Source organism: Candidatus Symbiopectobacterium sp. NZEC135, from assembly GCF_025962695.1.
Genome location: NZ_JAGFPF010000097.1, coordinates 1 through 8236 on the forward strand (window position 1 = coordinate 1; position 8236 = coordinate 8236).

Here is an 8236-nt window from a genome sequence, read left to right on the forward strand (position 1 = left end):
TACAACGCGCGACGCCATCATGCCGAAGCCGAAACGCGCTTTAACGCACGCTACTGCGATTTGGATACCTTACTGGCAGAATCCGATTTTCTCTGCGTTACCCTGCCGTTGACCGAAGAAACACGTCATCTGATCGGCCATGAACAATTGGCAAAAATGAAATCCAGCGCCATTCTGATCAATATTGGTCGCGGTGCGGTAGTGGACGAGGCCGCATTAGTCAAAGCCCTCAGCAACGGGACTATCCATGCTGCAGGCCTGGATGTGTTCGTTCAGGAACCGTTGCCGGTTGATTCCCCCTTGCTGAAGCTACCCAATGTCGTTGCGCTGCCGCATATTGGTTCCGCCACTCACGAAACGCGTTACGGCATGGCCGCCTGCGCGGTTGATAATCTTATCGCCGCACTCACTGGCGACGTTGAAGAAAACTGCGTCAACCCACAGGTGCTTAAATAGCCGATTGCGCGCCAACCCGGTTGTGTTGGCGCGCTTATTCCCCTTTAAGGCGCTCGTTCACCGAGTCCACGGCCCGGCAGTGTCTTGCAAACATTGCCGTTGACTGGCGGTGCGGCCGTCGGGAAAACATCATCCGGCGTCACGTAAACCCGGCTGGTCGCAACAAATCCGTCCTTGAACGTGGCTTCCACAAAGGTCGCTTGCCAGCCAGCATGCTGTGAATTTAACGCCAGGTTTACCGGCCCGTGGCTGGGAAGCGTCACGGTGGTTCCCTGATAGCGAACATCACAGGCATAGCGGAAATCCCGTGCCTCAGGGTTATTTGCCGTCCAGCGTTTTACCACGACAGGTTTTTCAGAAAAAGTGACGCTCAGCGCATCGTCTTTGAGTATGGCAGTGAGTTGTGGCAACGGTTTATTTTTCAGAAACCGATTTACAAAGGTAATTAACGTGCGTTCAACGTATTTTAAAATACCGTTATGGCTGGTATTGGGAATCACGCGCAGAGATTTCGCTCCTGGCAATACATCATAATAAAAGCGTGCATTATCAGGTGCATAAAAATCATCACCGCTGGCATTGACGATATATTTTGCTTTATTAAATTGTGCAGACTGGCCCGCGGCTAAATATTGCATTGGGTCTTCAATTTTCATCAACGCCTGAAATTCCGGGGTATTGATGGTTTTGTCTATACTCTGCTGATAATAAGGATAAAATGCGATGGGCCAATTGCCACCGTAAGAGCGATACATATGCGCCAGTGCAGTGCGTGTATCCAGCAAGTCGATAACAAAGGGCACTACGGCATCGACATCAGGATCAGAAATAAAGGTCAACCAAGATGTCCAGCCTCGTTTGGATGCCCCCGTCACAATAAACCGGGAGATACCCTGTGCTTTTAATTCTTCCTTCGCCACTCTAATCGCCTGTGACACCGCCGTCGCCATAGGAATATGCACGGAAGCCCGCGTTCTCAGCGCCGGATTATCCATGAATAATGACCAACTGCGTGCAACATTATCATCCTCTTTCAACGGTTTATTATCCGCATCGTAAGTAAGATATTGGTTCGGTATATTGCTTACAGAGACAACAACTGCTTTGGTTGCGCGGGCAATAGAAGCCAGCATCTCTGGGCTGAATTCGTTGTTCACGTTGGTTTTAACAATACCATTCGGGTAGTTGGTGCCGTTATTGACAACCATCAGCGCATGCTGTGATTTAACAGGGTGGGCAGGGAGATAGATATCAACGTTGTGTTGCCATTGTGCGGGTTGCACCAATCCTCCGGGTGACCAGGATTGGGAGACCATGCGGTATTTCTTCACACTGACGTCCGCCTGAATATCATCACCCTCGTAATGATAATTTATCGGCATCGCCGCCAAATCTTCACGATAACACGCTATTACTCGCGTTAAATCAGTATCCTTATCATCATGGCATCCCACTTCCAATGCGTTGGCTTGAGATAGAAACCCTATAAATAATAAGAAGAAAATAAAAGTGAGGTTATCAATCTTCATTTATTGTCCTTATTAATGAACTGAGGCTTGATAGTGTATCCGTACGATATTAAATGAACGAGTAAGTAGAATACGTATTTTCAATTTCCAGCAGTCTACTTTACCTTTGTATATAGATCTAACACCTGTTATTTTTTGTCTCGGTATTTGAAACTTTTCGGCAACGCGATAACATCACCTATTATTTTTTTCCCTTTAGCGCATTGTGGAACAAAAGACGGTCGGCAAGCGGGTTACCATTGCAGCCACCGGCAGCAAGCGCTATGTTCTTTGTTAACGTTGGCATTACCTTTAAGCGATACATGATGAACTTTTCTCTTTTCGGCAACAAATTCACCCGCCACGCTGGCATCACCCAATTGATGGATGACCTGAATGATGGGTTACGTACCCCAGGTGCCATCATGCTGGGCGGCGGCAACCCCGCACACATCCCGGCGATGGATACCTACTTTCAGCAACTGTGCCAGGAGATGTTGAGTGCCGGTACCTTGACCGAAGCGCTGTGCAATTACGATGGCCCACAAGGGAAAGACACGCTTCTCACCAACCTGTCATCCTTACTCCAGCAAACGTTTGGTTGGGATATTGGGCCGCAAAACATTGCGCTGACCAACGGTAGCCAAAGCGCCTTCTTTTACCTGTTCAACCTGTTTGCAGGCCGTTATGAGGGGGGAGCATCACGCAAAGTGCTGTTCCCGCTCGCGCCTGAATACATCGGTTATGCCGATTCCGGACTGGATGAAGATATGTTTGTCTCCGTGCGCCCTCAGATCGAATTACTGCCTGAAGGCCAATTCAAATACCATGTCGATTTCGATAATTTAACCATCGGTGATAACATCGGGATGATTTGCGTATCACGCCCGACCAACCCTACCGGCAATGTGTTGACAGACGAAGAACTGGTCCATCTGGACCAACTTGCTCAACAGCACGATATACCGTTGGTGATCGATAATGCCTATGGCGTTCCCTTCCCCGGCATCATTTTTAGCGACGCCACGCCACTGTGGAACACCAATACCATTCTCTGCATGAGCTTGTCTAAACTGGGCCTGCCGGGATCGCGATGTGGCATCATCATTGCCAATGAGCAGGTTATCTCTGCCATCAGCAACATGAACGGAATAGTTAGCCTGTCGCCCGGCTCAATCGGCCCTGCGATAGCTAACGAAATGATTGTGCGCGGCGATTTGCTACGTTTATCCAAAGACGTTGTGCGTCCGTTTTATCAACAGCGCGTTACGGAAACCATCGCCATGATCCGCCGTTATCTGTCACCAGAACGTTGCCTGATCCATAAACCGGAAGGGGCAATTTTTCTGTGGCTGTGGTTCAAGGATCTGCCCATTTCAACGGAAACGCTCTACCAACGGTTAAAAAAACGCGGCGTATTGATGGTACCTGGTCACTATTTCTTCCCCGGTTTGGCAGAAGACTGGCCCCATGCCCACCAATGTTTGCGCATGAACTATGTACCTGATCCAGAAAAAATCGAACAAGGCATTGCGATTCTGGCTCAAGAGGTCAAGTTAGCGCGACACGAAGTTAACACATCCAAGTAAGAACATATATTACGCCCCATAGACTGACATTCATGGCCTCCATCCCTTAGGATGCCATGATGCAAAACAATCTTAGAGAGCACGTTTTACTCTCGGTTCAGTGACCCGCCGAGGGGGCGTGACATTAGCGGTACCCAACGCAAGTTTTATATCATCACTCATTGATATAAATGCTGTACCTTCACTATCTGTCGGAAGAGAAATACCTTGGTAAAATTTCAAAACACTTCTGTCATCAAAAGCCACATTAAAACCCAGCACTCTTTCTGCATTTTTTGTGTGATATGTTCTAATGAGTCTAGGAAGGTCTGTCAGTGTGATTTCAATTACCCCACCCTTCTTTGACAAATAATCCTGCACGCTTCTTATCATGTCCTTCACAGATGATGCATGTTTTATTTCATTAGGCGAAATCATTCCTAAATCATTTTTATATATCTTTACATTTCCATTAAAATTTTTTTTATCAGAGGATTTTATATAATGATAAGCTTCAATATAACGGTTTATCCAAGGAAAGAAAAATCGACTGTGTGGGTTATGGTCAAACATATTAGCCTCATAAATCCATTTATTGTTATTCTTCTTAAACTTGATACTTTCATTCCACTGCAAATTCGGCATATCAATAAAGCTTTTCGACATTGCTTTATACATTAAAGTGAGCGTCACATCAACACGTGAACCAATTGATACGTTGTTAACCACATTCGAACTTTTTATCTTCACCGTTGATAGAGTCCAGGATTTATTTAATACTATATTTTTATTTAATTTCAATCCAGTATTAGAGTTAATAGCACGGGTTAAACGGTCCTCTTCTAGAGTGGACGACAACATTCCCCCATGTGTTATTATATTGTCTGGGTAAAATTTTTCATTTTTAAATATTAAATATAGTTTATCTTCTTTTCTATCCTTTAAGAAAAATCGACCATCATGCTCCTCTACTTTGAAAAATCTATTGCTAATTTTTATATATCGTTGGTTTAATTGATCCATTCTAAGCCCCACCTGATCAGGGAAAGACAACTTACTAATGCTCACATAGGATGTTGGCATATTATAATCGATCCAACGCTTGAGTGCCCATGACACAGGGATTTTGGTTTCTCTATTATATCTTTCTATAGCTTCTTTAAAATGAGAAAGTCTTGCTTTTTTTCCATCCATGATTAATGCCGTAAATCTTTTGTCCATTCTATTAATTGCTTTTTTAATAAAAAAACTTTTCTTATCTGAATCAACTTTCCATTCTATCGCTAAGAAGTCTTGTTTTATCTTTGTATAAAGAGATTTGTACATGGTTTTATAGAGCGAATCAGTCACAACCGATGACATGTCAGCGTAATCAAAATCTATCAAGATGAATTTTTTCTTCGTTGAATCAAATATAATATTACCAACATTAAAGTCTTTAATATTTACATTCAAACTCTGAAGCGTTGTTATTAACCCCTCCACGGGATCTTTCTTTATAAATTCTTTAGCAACCATCACGGCCTTAGTTATATCTTTTTCACCTCTAATATCTGCTAGTGTTGTTCCACTGAGTTTTGGCATATCTACCGCCATAAAGGTTCGTCCCGACTCATCTTGTAAAGAGATGACACAAACAAATTCCCCCTCATAAAGCTTCCTAAATATTTTAGCGTTATTATTCGCTTTTATCTCGCTATGTTCTTTTCTATAGAATTTTATTATCCTATTGGGTTCTGACGGATCATAAAAAATCACACCTTCAGCTGAAATAGCCTTGCTTAAAATATTTTCCTTCTGATACCAGACTGGAGGATTATTTAGTTTTGGTAATTTATAATTAGTAAAATAATTTCTATTAGCTGAAGTTTTTGATAAAGAAAAATCATCTGTTTTATCTATATTGTTTATAGTCATACATAACTTTGTTGCGGCAATACCTCGTGCTACTCGGTGACAATGATTATTTTCTTCATCAATATAATATCTGCTCTCTACGCTTTGATACTTTGTGTTTATATTTTTTTCTTCCGTATTGACTGAAAAATGTTCCTCCATATTTATTTTCCCAAAAACTTTATCTATTATAATGAAAGAAATAATATTAATGATATCATCACGTATTTTATCCCACTCCATTCTTTTTTCTTCTAACGTATCACTATCCATTATATGTTCAATATGCATTCCCAGAGATAGAAAAGGTGACACTGGATTAGGAATAATTGCAGATGCATCAATCATATCCTCCCACATATCTCTCTTTACTTCCGCATCAGATTTTACAAAATAGTCCAAATCGGATAACTCTTTATCTTTCATATTAACTGCAAACAAATTAAAAAAATCCCATGGGGAAATACTCTCTTTATTCTCAGCAATAATTCTATATTTACTACTTCCCTGGCTTAATGAAACCAATATTGACTTCACGCCATCTTTAATCAAACCATCCTGTTGATTTTCTAAGGAGAAATGAGAAGCAATCATCTCTCGATTCGATTTATCTTTACTCGAATTTATAATCCATAAATTCATTTCCTCATCATTAGAAAACCATTTAAATTTAAAGTCGCTATTTGGAAAGTAAACAATAAAATTTTCACTTAAATTATCTCTAAATAAAAATGCATTCGAGGATTGATAATCACCTATGTAAAGATTAAATATGAAAAAATTACCACACTTCAATCCTAAAACACATTTCAAAATGTCTCTTTTCTGTTCCCCATCAAGAAGGTCACAAATTGAAATATGAAGAAAAAAATCAACGATAAGTTTATTTGACTGATCTTCACTATTTTCATACTTCTCATTTATCTTATTTTTTGCATAAGTATAAAAATCAATATTCCAAACTAAATTAATAAATGCTGTTGGTTTTATTTTTACTTCCTCAGAAGCATGATACTCCTTTTTTTCAGGAGAAGAGTACATATAAATCCCACACATTGCATCCATGTCTTGCATATTGTCTTGTATACTCCCGCCAAAATTAGTAAAAAGACATTCAGTAAGTGTTTTGTTTATATACGTAGGTGAGAAGTGGATTTTTTCATGGCCATAATACATGGTGTTACTAAACTTAATAAAAAAAACTCGATCGGGGTCAATGTCTAATTTATATTTATAATAAATTTCATTTTTTAATTTCCCACTAGCTAATTGTACTAAGGTTGGGTATTTTGATTGATATTTATTATAATATTCATTAATTTTAGACCATTCTGACTTTATTGAACCATTGTTAAACACATCAATTAGGTTATTTCTCTTTGAAAACCATCCTTGATCAGATTCTTCTATGTTATTAGAAAAAACAATATCGTCTTTATATGTCACATTATTTTCTTCACTGATTTGTGATGCTCCCACCGATGGAAATGATAAAGGATCATGGCGAAGTATAAAATCACTAACCTTATGTAACCCATCAATCACCTGCTCAATCACATTCCCCATTTTTCTGTTCATACTCGATATTAACACACGTTGTTTATCCATATCTAAATCGTTTACTTGTGATAACATCTCCGTCTGGTTCGCTTCATTGCTTATTTTACTGCATGCGTTCTGAAAATGGATATCAGTATGCTGATGTGAAATTTCTTGTAAGTTATGATGGATACCGTAACTCTCGGAAGAATAACGCTGCTTTATCAATGGGTAAGTGCTATTGCTTTGAATAGAAGAAAAAAGCGAAAATAATCTCACCATCGCTATAGATATATTTCTTCTCTGTCTATTTTCTGAGTGAAGTCCTTTCTGCTTTGCAAGCCCTGTCACCAGATTATTTTGATATCTATAACTTTTCTGTTTTTGATCTTGTGAACGAATGTAATTTCCAACGGACTCTCTATGATGTACAGCTAATGACACTTTTTTAATCATACTATCATTCCTGATTTTTAAATTAAAACTAGCGTGAAAATAAAATATGAAATTTAAATAAAAATAGGTAATATACTAAAGTAGTTCAAAAAGGCCATGAGACAATACAATTATTTCAGCATAACAACCATTTCATCTTATCAATTTAATCAGAAAAAAATAATAAAGACAGTCAGTAAGTTTAGTCATGGTTGTTATTATAGCTGTAGGAATTAAAATAAAAGCACGATACATCCGAAGGGATTTTTTTGATATTTCAATGAATATGCGGAAATTAATGATACTGCTAAGTGTAATGGGATAAAGCAAGCTCCTGCGCTGCTTGAGCCGTATACCTCTACAAGGTCTGGTAAGTTTTCTCACGTAGTCACTGTATTTCTATTTGTTTATAAGACTGAGGCTCCGAGGATCTAAACCATTTAATGCCACCCATAAAAAAGAAGCTCGTAATCGAGCTTCTTTTTAAGCATAGATCGCCTTACAGATACTGCCTTATTGTCGCACTTAGCGCATCGTCACAAACTCTTCCGATGCGGTCGGGTGAATCGCCACGGTATTGTCGAAGTCGCGTTTGGTCGCGCCCATTTTTACCGCCACGGCAAAGCCTTGCAGCATTTCATCCATGCCAAAGCCGATACCATGTATGCCCACGATTTTCTCTTCCGGCCCGACACACACCAGCTTCATGCGGCACGGTTGACGGTGCTGGGTGACGGCGGTGTACATCGCGGTGAAAGAAGAGGTGTAGACTTTAACCTGATCATCACCGAATCTTTCCCGCGCTTGCGGTTCGGTCAACCCGACCGTGCCAAT

General features: G+C 40.2%; 4 protein-coding genes and 1 pseudogene. 2 read left to right on the forward strand and 3 right to left on the reverse strand.

All coding sequences use genetic code 11. From position 1 onward, the window contains the following. Positions 1-456: NAD(P)-dependent oxidoreductase (locus J5224_RS22635; RefSeq protein WP_319802470.1), on the forward strand; the 456-nt coding region annotated here is incomplete at its 5' end. 44 nt (positions 457-500) lie between these two features. Here J5224_RS22635 and J5224_RS22640 read toward each other — a convergent pair. Beyond that, on the reverse strand, positions 501-1985 hold the full coding sequence (locus J5224_RS22640; RefSeq protein WP_264627503.1) for a PhoPQ-activated pathogenicity-related family protein: 1485 nt from the start codon (positions 1983-1985) through the stop codon (positions 501-503). A 305-nt stretch (positions 1986-2290) separates the two neighbouring features. On the opposite strand from J5224_RS22640, the gene J5224_RS22645 reads away from it, so the two are divergent. Then, a complete protein-coding gene (locus J5224_RS22645) occupies positions 2291-3553 on the forward strand; it encodes a valine--pyruvate transaminase (protein ID WP_264627505.1) in 1263 nt (420 codons plus the stop codon). Positions 3554-3625: 72 nt separating this feature from the next. On the opposite strand, the gene J5224_RS22650 is transcribed toward J5224_RS22645, so the two are convergent. Further along, positions 3626-7423: a dermonecrotic toxin domain-containing protein gene (locus J5224_RS22650; RefSeq protein WP_264627504.1), complete on the reverse strand. Its 3798-nt coding sequence runs from the start codon at positions 7421-7423 to the stop codon at positions 3626-3628. A gap of 504 nt (positions 7424-7927) precedes the next feature. Then, positions 7928-8236 (reverse strand): annotated as a pseudogene (locus J5224_RS22655) (glutathione-disulfide reductase); the annotation flags it as partial.